Below are 23,265 nucleotides of genomic sequence, written 5' to 3'. Positions count from 1 at the left end.
CGGACCCACGACAATAAACAGTGCCATGCAGACCCTCGGACAGATTTCCGCCCCCCGCGCCATCCCCGACCTCGAGCAACTGCCCAGGCCACTTTACGCCCGTGCCGAAAGCCTCGGCGCGGGTTCCTGGACCACGCGTCACCGACATGATTGGGTGCAGTTTTCCTATGCGATCAGCGGTGTGCTGGGGGTCTACACCAGCGATGGCAGCTACTTCGCGCCACCGCAGTGGGGGGTGTGGATCCCGGCCGGTCTCGAACACGAAGTGGTGACCTCGATGCAGGCCGAGATGCGCAGCCTGTATGTGCGTCGCGATGCCTGTACCTGGGCTGCCGACGAATGCCGGGTACTCGAAGTGACTCCGCTGGCTCGGGAGCTGATCAAGCAGTTCTGCCAGATGCCAGCGTCGTATCCCGAAGGCGACAGCGCCGAGGCGCGCCTGGTAGCCGTCTTGCTCGACCAGTTGCAGGCGTTGCCGCAGGTGGGATTTTCGCTGCCGCTGCCGCGTCATGCCGGGTTGCTTGCGCTGTGCAATCAGTTGATCGCCGCGCCCGACCAGGCGCAGACCCTGCAGCAATGGGCACTGCAGTTGGGCTGCTCGGAGAAGACCCTGATGCGCCTGTTCCAGCGCGAAACGGGGCTGAGCTTCCGTAACTGGCGCCAGCGCATGCGGCTGTTGTCATCGCTGGCGTTGCTGGAGGCGGGGGAGAGCGTGACCGATGCAGCACTAGGCTGCGGGTATGACTCGACATCGGCCTATATCGCGGCGTTCAAGCAACTGTTCGGTGCGACGCCTGGGGAGCTTCGTTTCTAGCGACGACCGACCCAGTCTTATCCGACGTTATTTCGAACGGTCAATGCGAACAACTCGCTTCTCACGATCCATACGGAACTGTCTGACCGATCTTCTTTTTGCTCCAACGTAACGTCCGCCTCTCGAGCCAATATCCTGAGAGGCATTTCCATGACTGGATCACTGATTTTACTGCGGCGCCATCCGCTGGCGGTAACCCTGACGTTCACTTTGGCCGCAAGTCTGGCTGCCAATGCCGCGGACTTGGGGCCTGGCGAGTTTGCGCTGGTCTCCCCTGGAGACCCTGTCGAGGATTGGCACCTGGGCAGCGGAGCGCGTCTTGACGTGCGCCCGGGCGCCGAGACCGGGCGTATCACTGGATTCGACGGCGGTCAGGTCAACGTCGAGGGAGCCAAGGTGAGTTCGACCGACAGGGCTGCGATCAGCATCGTGGATGGTGCGGTCAACCTGACCAATGCCACGGTAGTCAGCACAGGCTCCATCGGTATGGCCCTTGGAACGCTGGGCGATGGCACTTTGACGTCTACGGCAATCTTGAGCGGCAGCAGTGTGCGCGGTGCCACCACTGGGGTGGAGTTGGACTCGGCTGATCTGCACGCGCGCAGTTCGCGCATCCACGGTGACAGAGCAGGTGTTGTACTCAAGGGCGGAACACTTGCGTTGCATGAAGGGACCGTGGTGTCGGGGGGCGTCGGCCTGGAAGTCGGTACACCGGAGTTCTGGCAAAAGGATCTGTCCAATCAGGTCGTTGTTCAAGCAAGTCTGATCGAGGGTCTGCAGGGTAGTGCGGTAGTGGTTCGTGACGCACAGGTGGACATCCGGGTGGCCGAGGGAGGCCAACTCAAAGGCGCTAACGGCGTGCTGCTTGAGGTCATCGAGGGGGGCGAGGCCTCGCTTCACGTGAGCAACAGTCGCCTGGAAGGCGACATCCGCGTCGAGCAGGGTGCCAGTGCTGATATCACCCTGGACAATGCGGCGCAGTTACGAGGCCAGCTACATAATGTCCAGCAGTTGCAGATTGGCGCGCAGTCCAGGTGGGAGACGGTAGCGGACGCTCAGGTCGGGACTCTCGACTTGCGCCAGGGTTCGGTGGTCGTGCAGTCAGGCAGTAGCCTGCGAGCCGACACCTTGCAAGGAGAAGGTACGTTCTGGCTCGACTATAGCCGCTTGCAGATAGACAGTCATGCGAGCGGCAGCTTTGCCTTGCACCTGGCAAGTTCTGGCCATGAGCCACAAGGGCCGGTGGTCGGAATCGGCAGTGGTGATGCGACGTTCGATCTGGCATCCGGCCCGGTCGATGCAGGGGCCTTTGCTCACGAGTTGGTCCGCGAAGGTGACCAGTGGAGTTTGCGGCCACAGGTCGACATGCGGGGCAAGGCGAGACTGAGCAATGCCGGTGAGACGGCGATGGCGTTCGACAGTTCGCTTGAAGCCGCGTCGCAGGTCGAGTCCCGATGGGTTGTCGGACGCCTCGAAAAACTGCGGACCAATGGTGGTTCAGCCGGGTTGTGGATGCATACCGGCACGACCGGCTTTGATGTCGACAGTGCAGTCGGCACCCGCTATACCCAGCGCGTTGGTGGCTTTGCCCTGGGCGCTGATACTTTGCTCGATGATACTTGGCGGGTCGGTGCGGCAGTGGGGCTCAGTCATTCGGCGATTGGCCTGCAGCGCGGCTCATCTGCAACACTGAACAGCTACTTCTCCGCGTTGTATGCCGGTTGGGGCGACAACTCCGGTTACTACGCCGATGCTGCGCTCAAGCTCAACCTGTTCGATGGCACCCTCGATGCCCGGGCTCACGATGGACGCAAGGTGTCCGGCAATCGCCGTCAGGGGGGGTATGGGCTCACGCTGGAGACTGGTCGTCGCTTGAGCCTTGATCAAGGTTGGTATGTGCAGCCTTTTGTACAACTGAGTGCCGCGATCGTGCAGGGGCAGCGCAGCAGCTTGAGTAATGGGCTTGAGGTCGAGTCATCCAACCAACACCTGAATATGGGGACGCTCGGTATCAAGGGGGGGCGCGCCATCGTCTTGAACAATGGTCTGGAACTGTCGACCCATGGCCGCATCGCGGTGATGGACAACCTGGGCGGCACGCGCAGGGTCAGCCTCAACGGTCATGAACTCGACAACAGGTTCAGCAGCGGGCGCACCGAGATGGCATTGGGCGTATCGTCCGAGGTGCTGTCAGGCTGGACAATCAGCACGGAGGTTGAGGCTGCCCGCGGGCGCAATGTTGATCAGCGTTATGGGATCAACCTCGGCCTGAGCCACTCATTCTGAGTGAGGCGCGCCACACCGAGGGTTGCGGTGTGGCGCGTGAACTTCAGGTCCTGAACCGCCGCACCAACGCATCCAGCTCGTTGGACAACCCTTCCAGGCTCTGGGAGTCCTGCCGCGCCGCTTGTGCAAGCTCGGCCACCAACTGCGCATCGCCGTGAATCTGGCTGATATGCCGATTGATGTCCTCGGCCACCTGGTGCTGCTCTTCGGCGGCGGTGGCGATCTGGGTGTTCATGTCACGGATGATGTCTACCGACTCGCGGATCTGCCCGAAGCTGTCGCGCGCCAGGCCGATGCGGTTGACCGACTGCTGCGACACCTCAAGGCTGGCATGCATCTGCTCGGCCACCTCGGCGGTACGGTTGGCGAGGTTGCCCAGCAGCCCGTCGATCTCGGCGGTGGAGTCGGCGGTGCGCTTGGCCAGGGCGCGGACTTCGTCGGCTACCACGGCAAAGCCACGGCCCTGCTCTCCGGCGCGGGCCGCTTCTATGGCGGCGTTGAGGGCCAGCAGGTTGGTCTGCTCGGCGATCGAGCGGATGGTGCCGAGGATCGACTGGATCGCGTTGCTGTCGCGCTCCAGTTGCTGGATCGACTGCGCCGATTGCTCGATCTCCTGGCTCAGGCGGTCGACGCTCTGCACGGCCGCATCTATCTGCTGTTGCCCTTCGCGTGCCTGTTGCTGACCGCTGTCGGCCGACTGCGCGGCCTGACTGCAGGAGCGCGCCACTTCGTTGGCGGTGGCGACCATTTCATGGAAAGCAGTGGACACCATGTCCACCGCCTCGCGCTGACGGCCGGCGGCTTCGGCCATGTCGCCGGATACCCGGGTGGAGCTGGCCGAGGTGCTGAGGATCTTGCCGGCGGCGCCGCCGATATGCTGGATCAGGCTGCGGATCGCCCCCAGGAACTGGTTGAACCAGTTGGCCAGTTGCGCGGTTTCGTCGCTGCCTCGCACTTCGAGATTACGGGTCAGGTCGCCTTCGCCCTGGGCGATGTCTTCCAGGCCGCTGGTGACGCTGTTGATCGGCCGTACGATGAGCTTGGCGAAGGCAGCGCCAGCCACGGCGAAGACTGCCGCCAGCACCAGTGCGAGGGTGCCGATCAGCCAGGTCAGGCGGGTGGTGGTCTGCATCACCTCGTCCTGGCGGATGAGGCCGATGAAAGTCCAGCCCAGGCGCTCGTCGGGGTAGATGTTGGCCATGTAGCGCTCGCCGTCGAGTGTCACTTCGGCCAGGCCCTTGCCGGCCTTGGCCAGCTCGGCGTAGCCGCCGCCGAAGCTTTCCAGCTGCTTGAAGTTGTGGCTGGCGTCACGTGGGTCGACCATGACGTTGCCGTTGTTCTCCATCAGGATGAGGTAGCCGCTGTCACCCAGCTTGATCTGCTTGACGATCTCGGTCAGCCCCTTGAGCGAGACGTCGATGTTGACCACGCCGCCCGGGCTACCGAGCTGGTTGGCCACGGTGCGCACGGTGCTGACCAGCACGGCGTCGTCGCCGGCCCAGTAGTAGGGCGCGGTGCGCAGGGTCTTGCCGGGGCTGGCCATGGCAGCCTGGAACCAGGGGCGGGTGCGTGGGTCGTAGCTGGCCATCTTCGGATCGCCCGGCCAGAACGCATAGCCGCCGTCTTTCACGCCGTAGGACACGTACGCGTAGTCGGGGTGGCTCTGGGCCAGGCGGGTGAACTGGTCGTACAGCGCCTTGTCCTGCTCGCCCAGGGGAATCTGCGCGGCGTCGGCGGCAATGTACTTCTTGAGGTTGTCGGCGCTGGCGGTGACCAAGGGCTGGCTGGCGAGGTACTCGACGTTCTGCGCAATGCCCTGGAAGAAGATGTTCATCGCGTTGCCGACCTGGCGGATCTCCCGGCTGCTGCCATCCAGGAAGTCGTCCTGCGCTTCTTCACGCAGGTTCAGCACCACTACGGTGGCGACCAGAACGATAGGCAGGCCGGCAATGACGGCGAAGGCCCAGGTCAATTTTTGCTTGATGTTCATCCACGCTCCCGGATTTTTTCTTGTCGACGCATGAAACTGGTATACAGGGCATCGGCAGGGCGCAGGAATTTCTGAGTGAAACTCCCGTATTTATTGGATGAAACTTGATATTGAGGTCGGTTCGGCCAGGGATGGCTAATATGGCATACCAAAATGCTGCTGCGGGCCGCCGAGCAGCCCCCGGCAGCGCTCAGTGGCAGCATTCACCTTCGTTCGCCAGGTCCCTGAGAATCGGGCAGTCGGGCCGATCATCGCCCTGGCAGTGTGCGACCAGCTCGCTCAAGGTGTCGCGCAGGCTCACCATCTCTTCGATCCGCCGGTTCAGTTCGTCGATATGCTGTGTCGCCAGCGCCTTGACGTCGGCGCTGGCGCGCTGGCGGTCCTGCCAGAGCGTCAGCAGCCGGGACACTTCTTCCAGGGAAAATCCCAGGTCGCGCGAGCGCTTGATGAACGCCAGGCTGTGCAGGTCTTCCTGCTGGTACAGCCGATAGCCGCTGTCGCTGCGCAGCGCCGGCTTGAGCAATCCGATGGACTCGTAGTAGCGGATCATCTTGGCGCTGAGCCCGCTGCGCCGGGCGGCTTGGCCGATGTTCATGGCGTCTCCTTCGAAGCGATGCCGGTGGGCTTCCAGGTCTTGAGCCACAGGGCGTTGCTCACCACGCTGACGCTGGAGAGCGCCATGGCCGCGCCAGCCAGAACCGGGTTGAGGAAGCCAAAGGCGGCAAGCGGGATACCGATCAGGTTGTAGATGAACGCCCAGAACAGATTCTGACGGATCTTGGCGTAGGTCTTGTTGCTGATTTCCAGGGCCGCAGGTACCAGGCGAGGGTCGCCGCGCATCAGGGTGATGCCGGCGGCCTGCATTGCTACGTCCGTGCCGCCTCCCATGGCGATGCCGATGTCGGCGGCGGCCAGGGCCGGGGCATCGTTGATGCCGTCGCCGACCATGGCCACCACGGCGTTCTCCTTGAGTGCGTTGACGGTGGCCGCTTTGTCGGCTGGCAAGACTTCGGCGTGCACATCGTCGATGCCCAGCGCCTCGGCGACCACCTTGGCGCTGCCGCGGTTGTCGCCGGTCAACAGGTGACTGCTGATGCCCTGTGCGTGCAGTGCCGCGATCGCTTGCTCGGCGCCGGGCTTGAGGCTGTCACCAAAAGCGAACAACCCGAGCACGCGGGCATGCGGTGTGCGCTCGATCAACCACGACAACGTGCGACCTTCGGCTTCCCAGGCCTGGGCCTTATCGAGCAGGGCGCCGGGCTCGAGGCCGCTTTCGTCGAACAGGCGCCGGTTGCCCAGGGCCAATACCCGGCCTTCGACCGTACCGGCGATACCACGCCCGGTGAGCGACTGGCTATCGCTCACCAGGGGAATCTGCAGAGCGTGCTCGGCGCCGGCATCCAGCACGGCCTTGGCCAGCGGATGCTCGCTGCCGCGTTGCAGGGCTCCGGCCAGGCGCAGCAGGTCGTGTGCATCGCCGACGGCGGCTTCGCTGTGGACGATGCGGGGGCTGCCGGAGGTCAGGGTGCCGGTCTTGTCGAAGACCACGCGATTGACCGCATGGGCTCGCTCCAATGCTTCGGCGTCCTTGATCAGGATGCCATGGCTGGCTGCCACACCCGTGCCGGCCATGATCGCCGCTGGTGTGGCCAGGCCCAGAGCGCAAGGGCAGGCGATCACCAGCACGGCCACGGCGTTGATCAGTGCGCTTTCCAGCGGTGCGCCGGCCAGCCACCAGCCGACCAGGGTGATCAAAGCCAGCACCAGCACTGCCGGGACGAACACTTGGCTGACCCGGTCGACCAGCTTCTGGATCGGTGCCTTGGCGGCCTGGGCGTCTTCGACCAGGCGAATGATCCGCGCAAGTACGGTTTCGGTGCCCAGGGCCAGGGTGCGCACCAGCAGGCGTCCTTCACCGTTGATCGCACCGCCGGTGACCTTGTCGCCGGGCTGTTTGGGCACTGGCAGGCTTTCGCCGCTGATCAGCGCTTCGTCGGCGTGACTGCTGCCTTCGATCACCTCGCCGTCGACCGGGAAGCGCTCGCCGGGCTTGACCAGCACCAGGTCGTCCAGGCGCAACTGGCTGATCGCTACGTCTTCCTCTCGGCCTTCCACCACGCGCAATGCGCGTTCGGGGCGCAGGGCTTCCAGGGCGCGAATGGCACTGGCGGTCTGGCGCTTGGCACGGCTTTCCAGGTATTTGCCCAGCAACACCAGGGCGATTACCACGGCCGAGGCTTCGAAGTAGAGGTGAGGCTCCATGCCCACATGGGCCTGGGACCATTCGTACAGGCTCAGGCCATAGCCAGCGCTGGTGCCGAGCGCTACCAGCAGGTCCATGTTGCCTGCGCCGGCACGCACGGCTTTCCAGGCGGCCTTGTAGAAGCGTGCGCCGAGGATGAACTGCACCGGTGTCGCCAGTACGAACTGAGCCCAGGCCGGCAGCATCCAATGCAAGCCGAACGGCTGCACCAGCATTGGCAGTACCAGGGGCAAGGCCAGCAGCAGGGCGGCGATCACCGCGAGGCGTTCGTTGCGCAGGCGTCGCTGCGCGTCATGGCGATCGTCCTGGGCGGTACGTGGCAGGCTGGCGCTGTAGCCGGCCTTTTCCACGGCGCTGATCAAGGCGTTGTCGCTGACGCCCTCGAGTACCCTGAGGTGAGCGCGTTCGCTCGCCAGGTTCACGCTGACCTGCTCGACGCCGGACACCTTGCCCAGGGCGCGCTCGACGCGGCCGACACAGCTGGCGCAGGTCATGCCGCCCACCTGAAGTTCAAGGGTGCGGCTCGGCACGCTGTAGCCGGCCTTGCGCACGGCCTCGAGCAGGTCCGGCAGGCTTTCGGCCGGAGCCTGGACCCTGGCCTGTTCGGTGGCAAGGTTGACGCTGACCTGTTCGGCGCCGTTGACCTTACGCAGCGCGCGCTCGACGCGGCCGACGCAACTGGCGCAGGTCATGCCGCTGATCGGCAGGTCGAAGGTGGTTGATGCGGACATGGGCTTTCCTCCGTGATCGAGCCTGCAGCATCAAGCTTGCCATGTTGGTAAGGTCAATACCCCAGGCCGGCTCGCTTCAATTCCAGTCCATTCTGGCCCACGGCGATCCGGTATTTGTTGATCTGGCCCGCCTGCAGGTTGAGGCGGGTGCTGCGCTGGTCTTCGACGCCGGGTGCACAACCGGGCACCTGCCCGGGCAGCAGGCGCAGGCGCACGTCCACCGGTCCAGGCGGCAGGTTGAACGAGGTCGATTGTTCCTGGAACACACGGCCGGAAAGCTGGTCGTTGAGATACACACCGATTTCGCAGCTGGTGGCCACTTCCAGGCGTTCCCGGGAAATGATCAGCACGCTGTAGTCCGAATTGCCCTCGGCGCTGACCGGTGGCACGACGGCCACGGCACTCAGCAGTCCGACGAGGCCCAATGCTGCCCTGATCATGAAACTTCTCCTGGTTGGCGAGTCGTCAAAAGCGCAGCTTGGCCGAGCCGCTCGCGGATTTCCAGCCCGGCCGTTTTGTGGAGAACTTGACCTTGCCATGATGGCAAGCTTGAAACTCTCCGCAAAACCCAGATGGAGGTAGTTCCAATGCAAGTCTTCAATGTGCAGGGCATGAGCTGCGGTCATTGCGTCAAGGCAGTGACCCGTGCGGTTCAGGAGCAGGATGCGACGGCGCAGGTGGAAGTCGACCTGGGCGCCAAACAGGTGCGGGTGCAGAGCCAGCTCGGGGCGCAGCAGATCCTGGAGGCGATCCGTGAAGAGGGTTACCAGGCTGAGCCGGCCTGACGACGATGAACGGTGGTACCTGCTGCGGGTATCACCGTTTTCGCGCGTAACTGTTACAAAGCTTTTCATACCAGGCCGACCCCAGTGCAGTTAGACTAGTCCGTTGCTTAGCCTGCTATGGATTCCCGATGAACCTGCGCATTTTGTTGATCCTCGGCGCTCTCTCGGCCTTCGCGCCATTGGCGATCGACTTCTATCTCCCCGCGTTCCCTGCCATGGCCCAGGCCTTCGGCACCGATGAACAGCACGTCCAGACGACCCTGGCTGCCTATTTCCTTGGTTTGTCGCTTGGCCAACTGGCCTATGGTCCGATCGCCGACCGTTTCGGCCGACGCAAGCCACTGTTGTTCGGTATCAGCCTTTTCACCCTGGCGTCGCTCGCCTGCGCCTACGCCCCGGACCTCGACACTCTTGTGGTGGCGCGGTTCATCCAGGCATTGGGTGGGTGTGCGGGCATGGTGTTGTCGCGTGCCATCGTCGTCGACAAATGTGACGCGGTGGGGGCAGCCAAAGCGTTCTCGCAACTGATGCTGGTGATGGGGCTCGCGCCGATTCTCGCGCCAATGCTCGGTGGCGTGCTGATCAATGTGTCTGGCTGGCAGTCGATCTTCCTGGTGCTCAGCCTGTTCAGCGCCGCCTGCCTGCTGGCCGTGAGCCTGGGGCTGCCGGAAAGCCTGCCAGCTCATGTGCCCCGCCAGCCGCTGTCGGGTGCCTTGCGTCAGTACCTGCGGCTGCTGGGCGATCGGGTGTTCCTGGGGCATGCGCTGACGGGCGGCATCGCCATCGCCGGCATGTTCGCCTATATCGCCGGATCCCCGTTCGTGTTCATCAAGCTCTATGGTGTGCCGGCCGAACATTACGGCTGGCTGTTTGGCACCAATGCTGCCGGTTTCATCCTCTGCGCCCAGGTCAACGCCCGACTGCTGGCCAAGCGCGGCCCCGCCTTCCTGCTGGCCCGAGCGGTATGGCTCTACCTGGCTGCCGGGTTGGTACTGCTGGGGGTGGCGCTGTTGCGTCCGACGCAGTTGTGGCCATTGCTGGTGCCGCTGTTCGTGTGCATCGCCAGCTTGGGTTGCATCATTCCCAACGCCTCGGCCTGTGCCATGAACGGGCAAGGGGCCAGGGCCGGCAGCGCATCGGCATTGATGGGCAGCCTGCAGTTCAGCGTCGCCGCAGGGGCGGCAGCGCTGGTGGGGGTTCTGCATGATGGCAGCGCAGTGCCGATGGCCTTGGTGATCAGCTTGTGCGGTGTGCTGGTAGTCAATGTCGCGATGCTGACTCGACGCCTCCAGTCCAGGCAGGCTGCATGAGGGGGTGAGGGGCCTTCAGGCGTGTCTCCAGAACGGCGACGAATGCCCGGGCCTCCGCCTCGCTGCGAAAACTCACCACATGTTGATCGAGCTGTACCTGCCAGGGGCAGTTGGGGTGGCGGTTCGATGTACTGACGACAATCTTCATCGCGGCATCCTCCAGTCGGGGTGAGAGCGGAATCAGTGTAGCGCCGTCCCTATTGCCCGCCAGGTGCCGGGGTGACGTTCTGACTGACGGTCACCCGAGGGACGAAAGGCTGATTCAACCAAGATGCGAACCTTCGCTTTTTCTTGCCCTACTTGTGGAACTCGACTGTCGGCATTGTTCCTCTATTGTGGCCTTTATCTGGCAAGGAATCTGGCCAGGTCCGGGATGTTAGAGGGGATGCTGATAGCGCTTGTCATTTACCGGCTTTTTTCGATTTCGCGAAGGGTGCTACTACCCTCGGTCTTGTGTCGCGAAACGTTGGCCAAACCCAGCTAGTACAGGGCTTTCAGCGGCTTATACTTGCCCCCAGGAGCGGTTTCCCCACCAGGCGGTGCTTCCCACACTGCCTGACAGGCTGCAACCCACACTATCTGCTGCAACCTCTGGCCATTCCCACTGCCATGATGGCCATTGGATAAAAAACGGACCTTGCAATGGAGTTGATAGAGTATGAAAGCAGTCAGCAGTATCAGTCAGATCGCCGGTCTGATGGCCGAGCCCAAGCGCAGTGCCATGCTCTGGGCCCTGATCGATGGATCTTCTCGGCACGCTGACGAGTTGGCACTCATGATTGGCGTTACGCCGTCATCGGCCTGCGCGCACTTGTCCTTGTTGTCGGCTGCCGGCCTGCTGCGCCTCGAGGCACGTGGGCGCAAGCGCTATTTTCGACTGGCCACCCCCGAGGTGATCGCCGCGGTCGAGGCACTGGCCAGCGTGCAGCTTGGCGGTCGTGGCGAATGCCAGGGATCGGTCAGGCCGTTGCAGGTGCCGCTGTCGTTGCGCAGGGCGCGACGTTGTGGCGATCACCTGGGTGGCGAAATTGCGGTAGACCTGTATCGGCGCATGGTGTCCGCTGGTTGGTTGGAGGGCAATGACCTGCACCCTACCGTGAGCCTGGAAGGGCGTGTGCAACTGGCCGCGATTGGCGTCTACATCGATGCGCTGGCGCCGCGCCAGCGCGGTGCCTGTGTGGTCTGCCACAGCAGCGAGTGGAGTGACAACGGCCCCCACCTGGGCGGTGGTGTTGGGCAAGCGATGCTCAGGTTGTTCATGCAGTCTGGCTGGATACGCGAGCAGGAGGGGTCCCGCGTGATGCAGATTTCTTCCCTGGGTATTCAAGAGATCAACCGTATCGCGCGGGTGCCGGCATTGCAGGTGGGCTGAAGTGCCCCTGTAATGCCGGCTGTGCTCGTCACTCAAACCAGACGTGCATCCAGGCTGTTCTGTGCCAGGCGCATTGCCTGCTCTTGGGACATGCCCAGATGCTGGTACAAGGCGTGGAAGTTTTCCGTGACATATCCGCCGAAGTAGGCCGGATCATCGGAGTTCACCGTGACTTTGACCCCACGCTCGAGCATGTCGAGGATGTTGTGCTGGCTCATATGATCGAACACGCAGAGCTTGGTGTTCGACAGCGGGCAGACGGTCAGCGGAATCTGCTCGTCGATGATGCGTTGCATCAGCCGCTCATCTTCGATAGCTCGCACGCCGTGGTCAATGCGCTTGATTTTCAGCAGGTCGAGGGCTTCCCAGATGTACTCGGGCGGCCCTTCCTCGCCGGCGTGGGCAACGGCGACCAGGCCTTCGTTGCGGGCTCGGTCGAAGACGCGCTGGAACTTGCTTGGTGGATGGCCTTTCTCGGAGCTGTCCAGGCCCACGGCAATGAAGGCATCGCGGAATGGCAGGGCCTGGTCGAGGGTCTTCTCGGCCTCCGCCTCGCTGAGGTGACGCAGGAAGCTCAGGATCAGGCCGCTGCTGATACCCAACTGCTCGCGACCATCCTTGAGCGCCTGGTTGATTCCGCCGAGCACCACCTCGAAGGGGATACCCCTGTCGGTATGGGTCTGTGGGTCGAAGAAGGGTTCGGTGTGAATGACGTTCTGCGCCTTGCAGCGTTGCAGGTAGGCCCAGGTCAGGTCGTAGAAGTCCTGCTCGGTGCGCAGTACATCAGCGCCCTGGTAGTAGAGGTCGAGAAACTCCTGCAGGTTGTTGAACGCGTAGGCGCTGCGCAGCGTCTCCACGTCGGCCCAGGGCAGGGCGACCTTGTTGCGTTCGGCCAGGGCGAACAGCAGTTCCGGCTCCAGCGAACCTTCCAGGTGCATATGCAGTTCGGCCTTGGGCAAGGCATTGAGCCAGTCATACATAGGGTGTGATCTCGAATCAGGTACGGTTGGCCGACATTCTACAGGGCTATGCGCTATTCGGTAGGGCGGGGCTGACCGACAGCCCCGCTGTGCTTCAACCGGCGATCAGTGCGGCTGCCGCCTGACGATGGTCGGCGATCAGGCCCTGGACATCGAGTCCCTCGATCTGGCCATCGATCACGCGCCAGTGACCGCCGACCATGACTCGGTCAGCCCGGTCCGCCGCGCACAGCAGCAGCGCCGACAGCGGATCGTGGCTTCCGGAGAAACGCAGTTCGTCGAGCTTGAACAACGCCAGATCCGCCTGCTTGCCCACCGCCAGCTCCCCAATGTCGCTACGGCCCAGCAGTTGCGCCGAGCCACGGGTTGCCCAGCCCAGCGCGCGCTCGGGCGTGATCTGCTCGGCGCCGTAGCGCAGGCGTTGCAGGTAGAGGGCCTGGCGCGCTTCGAGGATCATGTTCGAGGCATCGTTGGACGCCGAGCCGTCTACACCCAGGCCGACTGCGGCCCCGGCAGCTTCGAGCTCGATGGTCGGGCAGATTCCCGAGGCCAGGCGCATGTTCGAGCTCGGGCAATGGCAGATGCCGGTACCGGCAGCGCCCAGGCGCGTGATTTCGTCGGGGTTGAAATGGATACCATGTGCCAGCCAGGTGCGTGGGCCGAGCCAGCCGACACTGTCCAGATAGTCCACGGTGCGCAGGCCGAAGCGCTGCAGGCAGAAGTCTTCCTCATCGAGTGTTTCGGCCAGGTGGGTATGCAGGCGCACGTCCAGCTCTTCGGCCAGGCTGGCGCTGGCGCGCATGATCTCTGGCGTGACCGAGAAGGGTGAGCAGGGCGCCAAGGCTATCTGGATGCGCGCGCCTTCGCCACGCTCATGATAACTGTGGATAAGTCGCTGACTGTCGGCCAGGATCACTTCGCCTTGTTGCACTGTCTGCTGCGGGGGCAAGCCGCCGTCCGCTTCACCCAGGCTCATCGAGCCGCGGGTCAGCATGGCGCGCATGCCGAGCTTGCGTACGACCTCTACCTGTACGTCGATGGCGTGGTCCAGACCTTCCGGGAACAGGTAATGGTGATCGGCGGCGGTGGTGCAACCCGACAGCAGCAGTTCGGCCAGTGCAACCTCGCTGGCGAGCGCCAGTTTGGCCGGCGTCAGCCGTGCCCACACCGGGTAGAGGGTCTTGAGCCAGGGAAACAGTGGTTGGTTGACCACAGGAGCCCATGCGCGGGTAAGGGTCTGGTAGAAGTGGTGGTGAGTGTTGATCAGGCCAGGCAGCACAACGTGCTCACGGGCATCGAACACTTGGTCACAGGCGGTGTTGGGTTGTTCGCCGAGGGCGAGCAGTTGGCTGATGCGGCCGTTTTCAATGACCAGGCCACCGCGGGCATCGGTGCCGTTGGCAGTGAAGATGGCAAGGGGTGATTTCAACCAGATACGGGTCGCAGGCATGGTGCCGGCTCCTCTGAAAGTGGGTTCAGGGTTAGCCAGCTCAGTGTTGCCCTGTCTGCTGATCCAGGTCCGCCGCGAGGCGAGGCATCGAGTCTACTGCCTCGCCACGTGGCTTTCAATTCACCAGGTCAGGGCGTCACCCTTGTAGTTGATAAAGCGCAGGCCGCCCTGGCCGCTTTGCTCGTTGATCCGGTCGAGCATGCCGCGTGTGCTGGTGAACACGTCGATTTCCGCGTTCTCGCCGCCCATGTCGGTCTTCACCCAGCCTGGGTGCATGGCCAGCACGCTCAGGTCGGACCGCTGCAACTCAATCACGAAGCTGTTGATCATCGAGTTGAGTGCGGCCTTGCTGGCCTTGTACAGGCAGATCTCGTTGCCATCCGGGCTGGTCACGCTACCCAGGCCCGAGCTCATGAACGCCAGCACCCCGGTGTTTTCGCGGATCTGCCCGACCAGGCGACGCGCCACACGGATGGGCGCAACGGCATTGGTCATGAACAGGTCGCCGATCTGCGTGTCTTGCACGGTTTCCAGGTCTTGTGGCAACGGTCCCATGACTCCGGCATTGACGAAGACCAGGTCGAAAATCTCGCCTTGCACACGCTGCTTGAGGTCGTCGAGCAAGGCGGTATCGTTCATTTCCAGGGATTCGATGCGCACACCTGCGACATCTTTCAGGGCACCCGGCTTGCTTGCATCGCGCACGGTGGCTGTCACGTTCCAGCCGTCTTCACGCAGACGTTGTACCAAGCCCAGTCCCAATCCGCGGGAGGCGCCGATGATGAGGGCGTTTTTGCTTGTGGACATGTGGATGCTCCGAGGTCGCTTGAAGAAGGGTATCGAGGATACTCCAGGCGGGGGCGACTCGCCTGCGTTGCGTTTGTACAAAAAATGATCAGACGCTCCGCGCCGTGTGCTGGTGGGCGCCCTGCCTGTTGGCGCACGGGTTATCCACAGGCTGTTCCACAGTTATTGTGTGCAAGCGTGTGGGCAGCGGGAAAGCTCGTGAAAACCGGGCGATGGGGATAACTCTCCGGGTTTCAGTAGTTTGCGGGTGTCATCAAACAGTGATCAAAATATGCTCAATCGGCTGAAAGCCATACGTGGCAAGGCTTGCCAAAGAATGCCCCAAGCTTATCCACAGGCAGGCCCACAGTAGTTGTGGGCACCTTTCAGCGAGGTTCGAGACGAATCCGGCCACGGCTGAGGTCGGCCAATTGCTGCTGGAAGGTCTGTACGTGCTCTTCGCCCAGCGCCAGGAGTAGATCGACGCCGTTTGCCGTGAACTGTTCGTCCAGCACCAGCCCGTCGGCCTCGGCCAGGCGCAGCTTGAGCAAGGCCAGTTCGCTGAACGTGCAACTGCAGGTGAATTCGCTGCGCTGTACCAGCAGCCGTTTCGGCGCCTGTTGCAAGCACTTGTTGGCACCCCCGCCATAGGCACGGGCCAGGCCTCCGGTGCCGAGCTGGATACCGCCATACCAGCGGATGACCAGCACCACCACCTGATCGCAGTCCTGGGCTTCGATCGCCGCAAGAATTGGACGTCCGGCGGTGCCGCCCGGCTCGCCATCATCGCTGCTGCGGTATTGCGCGCCTATTTTCCAGGCCCAGCAATTGTGGGTGGCGGCCAGGTCGCTGTGACGTTCGATGAAGCTCATCGCCTCGGCGGCACTGCTGACAGGGCCGGCGAGGGTTATGAAACGGCTCTTGCGGATGTCTTCGCGGAACTCGCAGAGCTCAAGCAGGGTAGAGGGCATAGGTCCGGGTCAGGCGGGCGGGGTGATGCCGCAGCCTTTGAGAATGATGTGGATAAGGTTGTTGCTGGCGTCTTCCATGTCCTGCTTGGTCAGGCGGCTGCGGCCGGTGACCTGGCAAATCTGGGTGGCGAAGTCGGCGTAGTGCTGGGTGCTCCCCCAGAGCAGGAAGATCAGGTGCACAGGGTCTACCCGGTCCATCTTGCCGGCCTCGATCCAGGCCTGGAACACTGCGGCTCGGCCGCGGAACCACTCGCGGTAGTCGGCGCTGAAGTATTCGCTCAGGCACTGGCCGCCGCTGATCACCTCCATGGCGAAGATCCGCGATGCCTGCGGGTTGCGCCGGGAGAACTCCATCTTGGTGCGAATGTACTGGCTCAACGCCACGGCTGGGTCGTCCTCGACGCTCAAGGCGTTGAAGGTGCTGTCCCACAATTCGATGATGTTGCTGAGCACGGCAATATAAAGGCCGAGCTTGTTGGTGAAGTAGTAGTGCAGGTTGGCTTTGGGCAGGTTAGCCTTCAGCGCGATGGTGTTCATGCTGGTGCCCTTGAAGCCATGGCGGGCAAATTCGTCCTCGGCGGCTTGGATGATGGCCTGTTCGTTCTTTTGGCGAATGCGGCCGGCGGGCTTGCCCGAGGCGGAGAGGCGATGCGCAGGGACTTCAAAGGTCATGGACGTTTCCGTACGGGGTCTGTGGGCAACGGATGTCGGACAGATTACCTGCCTGTGCCGAAGTGACAAGCATTAGCGCGTTGCCGCGAGGCTTTCGAGAAAACTTTCCAGCACCAGATTCGGACGCCGTCCCTTGCGCGTCACCCAGCTCAGGCTCAGGTCATAGAAGCGTTGCGTCGGTTTCAGTGCCCGCAGGCGGCCCTGTTGGACCCAGAACATGGCGTAATGATCGGGCAGGTAGCCGATGTAGCGCCCGGTGAGGATGAGAAAGGCCATGCCCTCGCGGTCCGAGGCGCTGGCGGTGCAGTTCAGTGCCTGGTAGTGCGCCTGGATATCGGCTGGCAAGCGGAAGGTCGGGGCGATGGCTTCCTGGCTGTTGAGGCGCTGATCGTCGATTTTCTGGTCCTCGGCATAGAACAGGGGGTGGCCGACTGCGCAGTAGAGCAATGAACGTTCGCTGTACAGGGGCTGGTATTCCAGGCCCGAGAGCGGGCTGGTCTGCGGCACGACGCCGACATGCAGGCTGCCGTCCAGCACCCCTTGTTCGACCTGGCTCGGGGCGATCATGCGAATCTGAATGCGCACATCCGGCCCACGATCCTTGAGCTCAGCCAGCGCGTGGGTGATGCGCATGTGAGGCAAGGTAACCAGATTGTCGGTCAGGCCGATATTGAGTTCGCCACGCAGGTGCTGGTGCAGTCCGTTGACCTCGGTGCGAAAGCTCTCAAGGGCGCTGAGCAGTTGCAGCGCCGAGTGGTAGACCTCGCGGCCTTCTTCGGTGAGCGAAAAGCCTGCCCGGCCACGCTGGCACAAGCGCAAGCCCAGGCGCTGTTCCAGGTCGTTCATCTGCTGGCTGATGGCAGAGCGCCCGATACCCAGTACGTTTTCCGCCGCCGAAAAGCCGCCGCACTCGACGACACTGCGGTAAATCTTCAGCAGACGAATATCGAAATCGCTGACTTGCGCGAGAGGATCTGGGCGACGACTCATAAGTTTAGTCCGCTGCTAACTGAAGATTAGAAATGTTGGCTTTTTCAGACTTTATCCCCGTGACAATTTAGCTGCAACAACACCCATCGTTGCCTAGTCGTCTTCCGAGGAACCGCCGATGAACATGCCCGAAACCGCCCCGTCCGGCCTGGCCAGCCAGCTCAAGCTGGATGCTCACTGGATGCCCTACACCGCCAACCGCAACTTCCAGCGTGATCCACGCCTGATCGTGGCCGCCGAAGGCAATCACCTGGTTGACGACAAGGGGCGCAAGATCTTCGACGCACTGTCGGGCCTGTGGACCTGCGGCGCCGGGCATACCCGCAAGGAAATCACCGACGCGGTGACGCGCCAGCTGAGCACACTGGATTATTCGCCGGCCTTCCAGTTCGGCCATCCGCTGTCGTTCCAGCTGGCCGAGAAGATCGCCGAGCTGACGCCTGGCGACCTCAACCATGTCTTCTATACCAACTCCGGCTCCGAGTGCGCCGACACCGCGCTGAAGATGGTGCGTGCCTACTGGCGCCTGAAAGGCCAGGCAACCAAGACCAAGATCATCGGTCGTGCCCGTGGTTACCACGGCGTGAACATCGCTGGCACCAGCCTGGGTGGGGTCAATGGCAACCGCAAGATGTTCGGCCAACTGCTGGATGTCGACCATCTGCCTCACACCGTACTTCCGGTGAACGCTTTCTCCCGCGGCATGCCGGAAGAGGGCGGTATCGCCCTGGCCGAAGAGATGCTCAAGCTGATCGAATTGCATGACGCTTCGAACATCGCCGCTGTGATCGTCGAGCCGCTGGCCGGCTCCGCTGGCGTGCTGCCTCCGCCGAAGGGTTATCTGAAGCGTCTGCGTGAAATCTGCACCCAGCACAACATCCTGCTGATCTTCGACGAAGTGATCACCGGCTTCGGTCGTATGGGTGCGATGACCGGCTCCGAAGCCTTCGGCGTCACTCCGGATCTGATGTGCATCGCCAAGCAGGTGACCAACGGCGCCATCCCGATGGGGGCCGTGATCGCCAGCAGCGAGATCTACCAGACCTTCATGAACCAACCGACGCCGGAGTACGCCGTGGAATTCCCCCATGGCTACACCTATTCGGCTCACCCTGTGGCCTGTGCTGCCGGTATCGCTGCGCTGGACCTGCTGCAGAAGGAAAACCTGGTGCAATCCGCCGCCGAACTGGCGCCGCACTTCGAGAACCTGCTGCACGGCGTCAAGGGCACCAAGAATGTCGTCGATATCCGTAACTACGGCCTGGCTGGCGCGATCCAGATCGCAGCGCGCGATGGCGATGCGATCGTGCGTCCATACGAGGCGGCCATGAAACTGTGGAAGGCCGGCTTCTATGTTCGCTTCGGGGGTGACACCCTGCAGTTCGGCCCAACCTTCAATACCAAGCCGCAGGAACTGGATCGCCTGTTCGACGCGGTAGGCGAAGCCCTGAACCAGATCGACTGATCTTTCCGACGCTGACGACAGGCGCCTGACCGCGCCTGTTCCAACCTTCTTTATCTGGAGTTCTGCATGAGCATCGTTCAGCACCTGATCAATGGTGAGCTGGTTTCCAAGGGCGGTCGTACCGCCGATGTCTTCAACCCGTCGACCGGCCAAGCTACGCGCAAGGTCGAACTCGCCAGCCGCGCCACCATCCAGGAAGCCATCGACTCGGCCAAGGCTGCATTCCCGGCCTGGCGCAACACGCCACCGGCCAAGCGCGCGCAGGTGATGTTCCGCTTCAAGCAATTGCTGGAGCAGAACGAGGCGCGCATTTCGCAGATGATCAGCGAAGAGCACGGCAAGACCCTCGAGGATGCCGCCGGCGAGTTGAAGCGCGGTATCGAGAACGTAGAGTTCGCCTGTGCTGCGCCCGAGATTCTCAAGGGTGAATACAGCCGCAACGTCGGCCCGAACATCGACGCCTGGTCGGACTTCCAGCCGCTGGGCGTAGTGGCCGGCATCACCCCGTTCAACTTCCCGGCGATGGTTCCGCTGTGGATGTACCCACTGGCGATCGTCTGTGGCAACGCCTTCATCCTCAAGCCGTCGGAGCGTGACCCGAGCTCGACCCTGTTCATTGCCCAACTGTTGCTGGAGGCCGGCCTGCCCAAGGGCATCCTCAACGTGGTGCACGGTGACAAGGAAGCGGTGGACGCGCTGATCGAAGCACCTGAAGTCAAGGCCCTGAGCTTCGTGGGTTCGACGCCGATCGCCGAATACATCTATGCCGAAGGCACCAAGCGCGGCAAGCGCGTGCAGGCGTTGGGCGGTGCGAAGAACCACGCAGTGCTGATGCCCGATGCCGAGCTGGACAATGCGGTGAGCGCCCTGATGGGCGCGGCCTATGGTTCGTGCGGCGAGCGCTGCATGGCGATCTCGGTGGCGGTGTGCGTAGGTGACCAGGTTGCCGATGCGCTGATCGCCAAGCTGGAGCCACAGATCAAGGCGCTGAAGATTGGTGCCGGCACTTCTTGCGGGCTGGACATGGGGCCGTTGGTCACTGCTGCTGCACGTGACAAAGTCGTAGGCTATATCGACGATGGCGTGGCTGCGGGTGCCAAGCTGGTGGTGGATGGCCGTGGCTTCCGCGTTGCGGGCAATGAAGACGGTTACTTCGTTGGGGGGACGCTGTTCGACAACGTCACTCCGGAGATGCGCATCTATAAAGAGGAGATCTTCGGGCCGGTGCTGTGTGTGGTTCGGGTGCAGAGCCTGGAAGAGGCGATGCAGCTGATCAACGATCACGAATACGGCAACGGCACTTGCATCTTCACCCGTGACGGTGAAGCGGCGCGTTTGTTCTGCGACGAGATCGAAGTGGGCATGGTGGGGGTGAACGTGCCGCTGCCAGTGCCGGTGAGCTATCACAGCTTTGGCGGCTGGAAGCGTTCGCTGTTTGGTGACCTGCACGCCTATGGGCCGGATGGGGTGCGCTTCTATACCCGTCGCAAGGCGATTACCCAGCGTTGGCCGCAGCGCAAGAGCCATGAAGCGTCGCAGTTTGCGTTCCCGAGCTTGTAAGGTTGTGGTGATGTGAGAAGCGGGGAGGCCGACAGGCCTCCCCGTTTTGGTTTGTGGGCGGTAGGGTAGGCTTGGGAGTGTTGTTGCTGGCTTGGGGGCGGGCTGGGGGCTGAGAGGGGCCTGCCTTGATGTTTCTGGCGCCCTTGAGATCGAGCGCCGCCCGCGCGGCGCTTCGCGGGCAAGCCCGCTCCTACAGTTTGTTTCGGGCCATTGAGTCCTGTGGCATTTTCGCGCGACCCCTTTGGCGCACGGCGCGTTACCGAGTCGTACACACCAGGCGTCGAGCGCCTATGGCACAGGCATAACTGGCCCGAAACAAATGTGGGAGCGGGCTTGCCCGCGAAGCGCCGCGCGGGCGGCGCTCGATCTTGTAGGCGCAGCAGAGTTTGAGGCAGGCACTTGGTGGCCTATATAAGGTCTGCGCCGAGGGTCTTTCAAATATCTGAAATAAAAGGTTGACGCCCTCTCAGATCCCCTTATAATGCGCCCCACTTCCGCAGCAAACGGAACGCAAAACTTCTTGTTAATCAACGAGTTAAGCGAATTCGGTGAAGTGTGAAGGGCTTCGATCACCTGATCGGCAGCGGTGAAAAAGGCAGTTGACAGCATCTTTGAGTGCTGTATGATTCGCCTCCCGCTACGAGAGATCGCAGCGAGTCAAGTGTTTGAAGCTAAACGAGTTTCTCGCGAAAAACTTCAAAATAAACGCTTGACAGCAAGTGAGGAAAGCGTAGAATGCGCGCCTCGGTTGAGACGAAAAGCTCTTAGCCAACCGCTCTTTAACAAATCGAATCAAGCAATTCGTGTGGGTGCTTGTGAGTACGGACTGATAGTCGCCAAGATTATCAGCATCACAAGTGGCCATGCGAGAAATCACATAGTCATTTGAGATTGCTGAGCCAAGTTTAGGGTTTCTTAAAAACCCAAGCAGTATTGAACTGAAGAGTTTGATCATGGCTCAGATTGAACGCTGGCGGCAGGCCTAACACATGCAAGTCGAGCGGATGACGGGAGCTTGCTCCTTGATTCAGCGGCGGACGGGTGAGTAATGCCTAGGAATCTGCCTGGTAGTGGGGGACAACGTTTCGAAAGGAACGCTAATACCGCATACGTCCTACGGGAGAAAGCAGGGGACCTTCGGGCCTTGCGCTATCAGATGAGCCTAGGTCGGATTAGCTAGTTGGTGAGGTAATGGCTCACCAAGGCGACGATCCGTAACTGGTCTGAGAGGATGATCAGTCACACTGGAACTGAGACACGGTCCAGACTCCTACGGGAGGCAGCAGTGGGGAATATTGGACAATGGGCGAAAGCCTGATCCAGCCATGCCGCGTGTGTGAAGAAGGTCTTCGGATTGTAAAGCACTTTAAGTTGGGAGGAAGGGCAGTAAGTTAATACCTTGCTGTTTTGACGTTACCGACAGAATAAGCACCGGCTAACTCTGTGCCAGCAGCCGCGGTAATACAGAGGGTGCAAGCGTTAATCGGAATTACTGGGCGTAAAGCGCGCGTAGGTGGTTCGTTAAGTTGGATGTGAAAGCCCCGGGCTCAACCTGGGAACTGCATCCAAAACTGGCGAGCTAGAGTATGGTAGAGGGTGGTGGAATTTCCTGTGTAGCGGTGAAATGCGTAGATATAGGAAGGAACACCAGTGGCGAAGGCGACCACCTGGACTGATACTGACACTGAGGTGCGAAAGCGTGGGGAGCAAACAGGATTAGATACCCTGGTAGTCCACGCCGTAAACGATGTCAACTAGCCGTTGGAATCCTTGAGATTTTAGTGGCGCAGCTAACGCATTAAGTTGACCGCCTGGGGAGTACGGCCGCAAGGTTAAAACTCAAATGAATTGACGGGGGCCCGCACAAGCGGTGGAGCATGTGGTTTAATTCGAAGCAACGCGAAGAACCTTACCAGGCCTTGACATGCAGAGAACTTTCCAGAGATGGATGGGTGCCTTCGGGAACTCTGACACAGGTGCTGCATGGCTGTCGTCAGCTCGTGTCGTGAGATGTTGGGTTAAGTCCCGTAACGAGCGCAACCCTTGTCCTTAGTTACCAGCACGTTATGGTGGGCACTCTAAGGAGACTGCCGGTGACAAACCGGAGGAAGGTGGGGATGACGTCAAGTCATCATGGCCCTTACGGCCTGGGCTACACACGTGCTACAATGGTCGGTACAGAGGGTTGCCAAGCCGCGAGGTGGAGCTAATCTCACAAAACCGATCGTAGTCCGGATCGCAGTCTGCAACTCGACTGCGTGAAGTCGGAATCGCTAGTAATCGCGAATCAGAATGTCGCGGTGAATACGTTCCCGGGCCTTGTACACACCGCCCGTCACACCATGGGAGTGGGTTGCACCAGAAGTAGCTAGTCTAACCTTCGGGAGGACGGTTACCACGGTGTGATTCATGACTGGGGTGAAGTCGTAACAAGGTAGCCGTAGGGGAACCTGCGGCTGGATCACCTCCTTAATCGAAGACATCAGCCTGCTGATGAGCTCCCACACGAATTGCTTGATTCATTGTATAAAGACGATCAAGACCCAAAGTTTTACCCTTAGGTCTGTAGCTCAGTTGGTTAGAGCGCACCCCTGATAAGGGTGAGGTCGGCAGTTCAAATCTGCCCAGACCTACCAATTTTGGTTGGAATGATGAGCACCCCATGCCTCTGGATAAAGGGCGGTGAGGACGGCTCTTCTGCAGTTCAAATCTGCCCAGACCTACCAATATGCGGGGCCATAGCTCAGCTGGGAGAGCGCCTGCCTTGCACGCAGGAGGTCAGCGGTTCGATCCCGCTTGGCTCCACCACTTACGCTGTACCTTGATCAGAACCTAGAAAT

The 23,265-nt window shown here is 61.7% G+C and carries 18 protein-coding genes, 2 tRNA genes, 1 rRNA gene and 1 pseudogene; 10 read left to right on the top strand and 12 right to left on the bottom strand.

Translation table 11 applies throughout. The features are described 5' to 3' along the window. The first annotated feature begins 25 nt into the window (after positions 1 to 25). Positions 26 to 814 carry an AraC family transcriptional regulator gene (locus tag ACTYOL_RS24300; RefSeq protein ID WP_153774057.1) on the top strand — a complete coding sequence of 263 codons (789 nt, stop codon included), beginning with the start codon at positions 26 to 28 and terminating at the stop codon, positions 812 to 814. A gap of 150 nt (positions 815 to 964) precedes the next feature. After that, complete coding sequence (locus tag ACTYOL_RS24295; RefSeq protein ID WP_444757220.1) at positions 965 to 3,100, top strand: autotransporter outer membrane beta-barrel domain-containing protein; 2,136 nt, start codon at positions 965 to 967, stop codon at positions 3,098 to 3,100. A 43-nt stretch (positions 3,101 to 3,143) separates the two neighbouring features. Here ACTYOL_RS24295 and ACTYOL_RS24290 read toward each other — a convergent pair whose 3' ends face one another. The 5 genes and pseudogenes from ACTYOL_RS24290 to ACTYOL_RS24270 all read right to left on the bottom strand — a co-directional run bounded on the left by ACTYOL_RS24290 (position 3,144) and on the right by ACTYOL_RS24270 (position 8,524). Continuing rightward, the gene (locus ACTYOL_RS24290) at positions 3,144 to 3,872 is read right to left on the bottom strand and encodes a methyl-accepting chemotaxis protein (protein ID WP_371105613.1); all 729 of its coding nucleotides are present in this window, start codon (positions 3,870 to 3,872) and stop codon (positions 3,144 to 3,146) included. A gap of 129 nt (positions 3,873 to 4,001) precedes the next feature. Next, a pseudogene (locus ACTYOL_RS24285) lies at positions 4,002 to 4,934 on the bottom strand (HAMP domain-containing protein); the annotation flags it as partial. Between the two features lie 346 nt (positions 4,935 to 5,280). Continuing rightward, positions 5,281 to 5,685 carry a Cu(I)-responsive transcriptional regulator gene (gene cueR / locus ACTYOL_RS24280; RefSeq protein ID WP_054895192.1) on the bottom strand — a complete coding sequence of 135 codons (405 nt, stop codon included), beginning with the start codon at positions 5,683 to 5,685 and terminating at the stop codon, positions 5,281 to 5,283. Continuing rightward, entirely contained in the window at positions 5,682 to 8,084 is a 2,403-nt protein-coding gene (locus ACTYOL_RS24275; protein ID WP_200604000.1) for a heavy metal translocating P-type ATPase, read from the bottom strand. The genes cueR and ACTYOL_RS24275 overlap by 4 nt, the downstream gene beginning before the upstream one ends. A gap of 53 nt (positions 8,085 to 8,137) precedes the next feature. Next, on the bottom strand, positions 8,138 to 8,524 hold the full coding sequence (locus ACTYOL_RS24270) for a hypothetical protein (RefSeq protein WP_054895190.1): 387 nt from the start codon (positions 8,522 to 8,524) through the stop codon (positions 8,138 to 8,140). Between the two features lie 147 nt (positions 8,525 to 8,671). Here ACTYOL_RS24270 and ACTYOL_RS24265 point away from each other — a divergent pair, with 147 nt between their 5' ends. Then, on the top strand, positions 8,672 to 8,869 hold the full coding sequence (locus tag ACTYOL_RS24265; RefSeq protein ID WP_153774053.1) for a heavy-metal-associated domain-containing protein: 198 nt from the start codon (positions 8,672 to 8,674) through the stop codon (positions 8,867 to 8,869). A 128-nt stretch (positions 8,870 to 8,997) separates the two neighbouring features. Further along, a complete protein-coding gene (locus tag ACTYOL_RS24260; RefSeq protein WP_054895188.1) occupies positions 8,998 to 10,179 on the top strand; it encodes a multidrug effflux MFS transporter in 1,182 nt (393 codons plus the stop codon). On the opposite strand, the gene ACTYOL_RS24255 is transcribed toward ACTYOL_RS24260, so the two are convergent. Continuing rightward, entirely contained in the window at positions 10,130 to 10,327 is a 198-nt protein-coding gene (locus tag ACTYOL_RS24255; RefSeq protein WP_081255318.1) for a hypothetical protein, read from the bottom strand. The two genes, ACTYOL_RS24260 and ACTYOL_RS24255, sit on opposite strands and share 50 nt — an antisense overlap. Positions 10,328 to 10,837: 510 nt before the next feature. On the opposite strand from ACTYOL_RS24255, the gene ACTYOL_RS24250 reads away from it, so the two are divergent. Next, on the top strand, positions 10,838 to 11,551 hold the full coding sequence (locus tag ACTYOL_RS24250) for an ArsR/SmtB family transcription factor (RefSeq protein ID WP_063546244.1): 714 nt from the start codon (positions 10,838 to 10,840) through the stop codon (positions 11,549 to 11,551). A gap of 32 nt (positions 11,552 to 11,583) precedes the next feature. On the opposite strand, the gene ACTYOL_RS24245 is transcribed toward ACTYOL_RS24250, so the two are convergent. The 6 genes from ACTYOL_RS24245 to ACTYOL_RS24220 form a co-directional block, all read right to left on the bottom strand. Then, positions 11,584 to 12,531, bottom strand: coding sequence for an adenosine deaminase (locus ACTYOL_RS24245; protein WP_063546242.1), 948 nt, complete (start codon positions 12,529 to 12,531; stop codon positions 11,584 to 11,586). 94 nt (positions 12,532 to 12,625) lie between these two features. Next, positions 12,626 to 13,981: an 8-oxoguanine deaminase gene (locus ACTYOL_RS24240; protein ID WP_125931350.1), complete on the bottom strand. Its 1,356-nt coding sequence runs from the start codon at positions 13,979 to 13,981 to the stop codon at positions 12,626 to 12,628. 120 nt (positions 13,982 to 14,101) lie between these two features. Continuing rightward, positions 14,102 to 14,788, bottom strand: coding sequence for an SDR family oxidoreductase (locus tag ACTYOL_RS24235; protein ID WP_153774049.1), 687 nt, complete (start codon positions 14,786 to 14,788; stop codon positions 14,102 to 14,104). 365 nt (positions 14,789 to 15,153) lie between these two features. Then, the gene (locus tag ACTYOL_RS24230; RefSeq protein ID WP_197892375.1) at positions 15,154 to 15,738 is read right to left on the bottom strand and encodes an IMPACT family protein; all 585 of its coding nucleotides are present in this window, start codon (positions 15,736 to 15,738) and stop codon (positions 15,154 to 15,156) included. A 9-nt stretch (positions 15,739 to 15,747) separates the two neighbouring features. Beyond that, positions 15,748 to 16,410: a TetR/AcrR family transcriptional regulator gene (locus tag ACTYOL_RS24225; RefSeq protein ID WP_054895183.1), complete on the bottom strand. Its 663-nt coding sequence runs from the start codon at positions 16,408 to 16,410 to the stop codon at positions 15,748 to 15,750. 72 nt (positions 16,411 to 16,482) lie between these two features. Further along, positions 16,483 to 17,400 (bottom strand): LysR family transcriptional regulator, encoded by a 918-nt coding sequence (locus ACTYOL_RS24220; protein ID WP_054895182.1) that lies wholly within the window; start codon positions 17,398 to 17,400, stop codon positions 16,483 to 16,485. Positions 17,401 to 17,518: 118 nt separating this feature from the next. Between ACTYOL_RS24220 and ACTYOL_RS24215 the strand changes: the two genes are divergently transcribed. The 5 genes from ACTYOL_RS24215 (at position 17,519) to ACTYOL_RS24195 (ending at position 23,233) form a co-directional block, all read left to right on the top strand. Beyond that, entirely contained in the window at positions 17,519 to 18,865 is a 1,347-nt protein-coding gene (locus tag ACTYOL_RS24215; RefSeq protein WP_125931351.1) for an aspartate aminotransferase family protein, read from the top strand. A 66-nt stretch (positions 18,866 to 18,931) separates the two neighbouring features. Continuing rightward, entirely contained in the window at positions 18,932 to 20,425 is a 1,494-nt protein-coding gene (locus ACTYOL_RS24210; protein WP_063546230.1) for a CoA-acylating methylmalonate-semialdehyde dehydrogenase, read from the top strand. A gap of 935 nt (positions 20,426 to 21,360) precedes the next feature. Next, positions 21,361 to 22,897: ribosomal RNA gene (locus ACTYOL_RS24205) — 16S ribosomal RNA — on the top strand. Positions 22,898 to 22,984: 87 nt separating this feature from the next. Then, positions 22,985 to 23,061 (top strand) — tRNA-Ile (locus ACTYOL_RS24200). Positions 23,062 to 23,157: 96 nt separating this feature from the next. Next, a tRNA-Ala gene (locus tag ACTYOL_RS24195) sits at positions 23,158 to 23,233 on the top strand. Positions 23,234 to 23,265 lie beyond the last annotated feature (32 nt).

The sequence above is a fragment of the Pseudomonas sp. A014 genome, assembly GCF_052378495.1.
GTDB lineage: Bacteria > Pseudomonadota > Gammaproteobacteria > Pseudomonadales > Pseudomonadaceae > Aquipseudomonas > Aquipseudomonas machongensis.
Note: the sequence above shows the minus strand (reverse complement) of the source record. Positions and strands in the feature narration are given on the sequence as shown.

Bases quoted from the DNA above. Each gene is read 5' to 3' on its own strand.
- ACTYOL_RS24245 (WP_063546242.1), bottom strand. From the start codon at position 12,531: ATGTATGACTGGCTCAATGCCTTGCCCAAGGCCGAACTGCATATGCAC.
- ACTYOL_RS24260 (WP_054895188.1), top strand. From the start codon at position 8,998: ATGAACCTGCGCATTTTGTTGATCCTCGGCGCTCTCTCGGCCTTCGCG.
- ACTYOL_RS24265 (WP_153774053.1), top strand. From the start codon at position 8,672: ATGCAAGTCTTCAATGTGCAGGGCATGAGCTGCGGTCATTGCGTCAAG.
- ACTYOL_RS24240 (WP_125931350.1), bottom strand. From the start codon at position 13,981: ATGCCTGCGACCCGTATCTGGTTGAAATCACCCCTTGCCATCTTCACT.
- ACTYOL_RS24235 (WP_153774049.1), bottom strand. From the start codon at position 14,788: ATGTCCACAAGCAAAAACGCCCTCATCATCGGCGCCTCCCGCGGATTG.
- ACTYOL_RS24295 (WP_444757220.1), top strand. From the start codon at position 965: ATGACTGGATCACTGATTTTACTGCGGCGCCATCCGCTGGCGGTAACC.
- ACTYOL_RS24255 (WP_081255318.1), bottom strand. From the start codon at position 10,327: ATGAAGATTGTCGTCAGTACATCGAACCGCCACCCCAACTGCCCCTGG.
- ACTYOL_RS24300 (WP_153774057.1), top strand. From the start codon at position 26: ATGCAGACCCTCGGACAGATTTCCGCCCCCCGCGCCATCCCCGACCTC.
- cueR (WP_054895192.1), bottom strand. From the start codon at position 5,685: ATGAACATCGGCCAAGCCGCCCGGCGCAGCGGGCTCAGCGCCAAGATG.
- ACTYOL_RS24220 (WP_054895182.1), bottom strand. From the start codon at position 17,400: ATGAGTCGTCGCCCAGATCCTCTCGCGCAAGTCAGCGATTTCGATATT.
- ACTYOL_RS24215 (WP_125931351.1), top strand. From the start codon at position 17,519: ATGAACATGCCCGAAACCGCCCCGTCCGGCCTGGCCAGCCAGCTCAAG.
- ACTYOL_RS24275 (WP_200604000.1), bottom strand. From the start codon at position 8,084: ATGTCCGCATCAACCACCTTCGACCTGCCGATCAGCGGCATGACCTGC.
- ACTYOL_RS24290 (WP_371105613.1), bottom strand. From the start codon at position 3,872: ATGGTGTCCACTGCTTTCCATGAAATGGTCGCCACCGCCAACGAAGTG.
- ACTYOL_RS24225 (WP_054895183.1), bottom strand. From the start codon at position 16,410: ATGACCTTTGAAGTCCCTGCGCATCGCCTCTCCGCCTCGGGCAAGCCC.
- ACTYOL_RS24250 (WP_063546244.1), top strand. From the start codon at position 10,838: ATGAAAGCAGTCAGCAGTATCAGTCAGATCGCCGGTCTGATGGCCGAG.
- ACTYOL_RS24270 (WP_054895190.1), bottom strand. From the start codon at position 8,524: ATGATCAGGGCAGCATTGGGCCTCGTCGGACTGCTGAGTGCCGTGGCC.
- ACTYOL_RS24230 (WP_197892375.1), bottom strand. From the start codon at position 15,738: ATGCCCTCTACCCTGCTTGAGCTCTGCGAGTTCCGCGAAGACATCCGC.
- ACTYOL_RS24210 (WP_063546230.1), top strand. From the start codon at position 18,932: ATGAGCATCGTTCAGCACCTGATCAATGGTGAGCTGGTTTCCAAGGGC.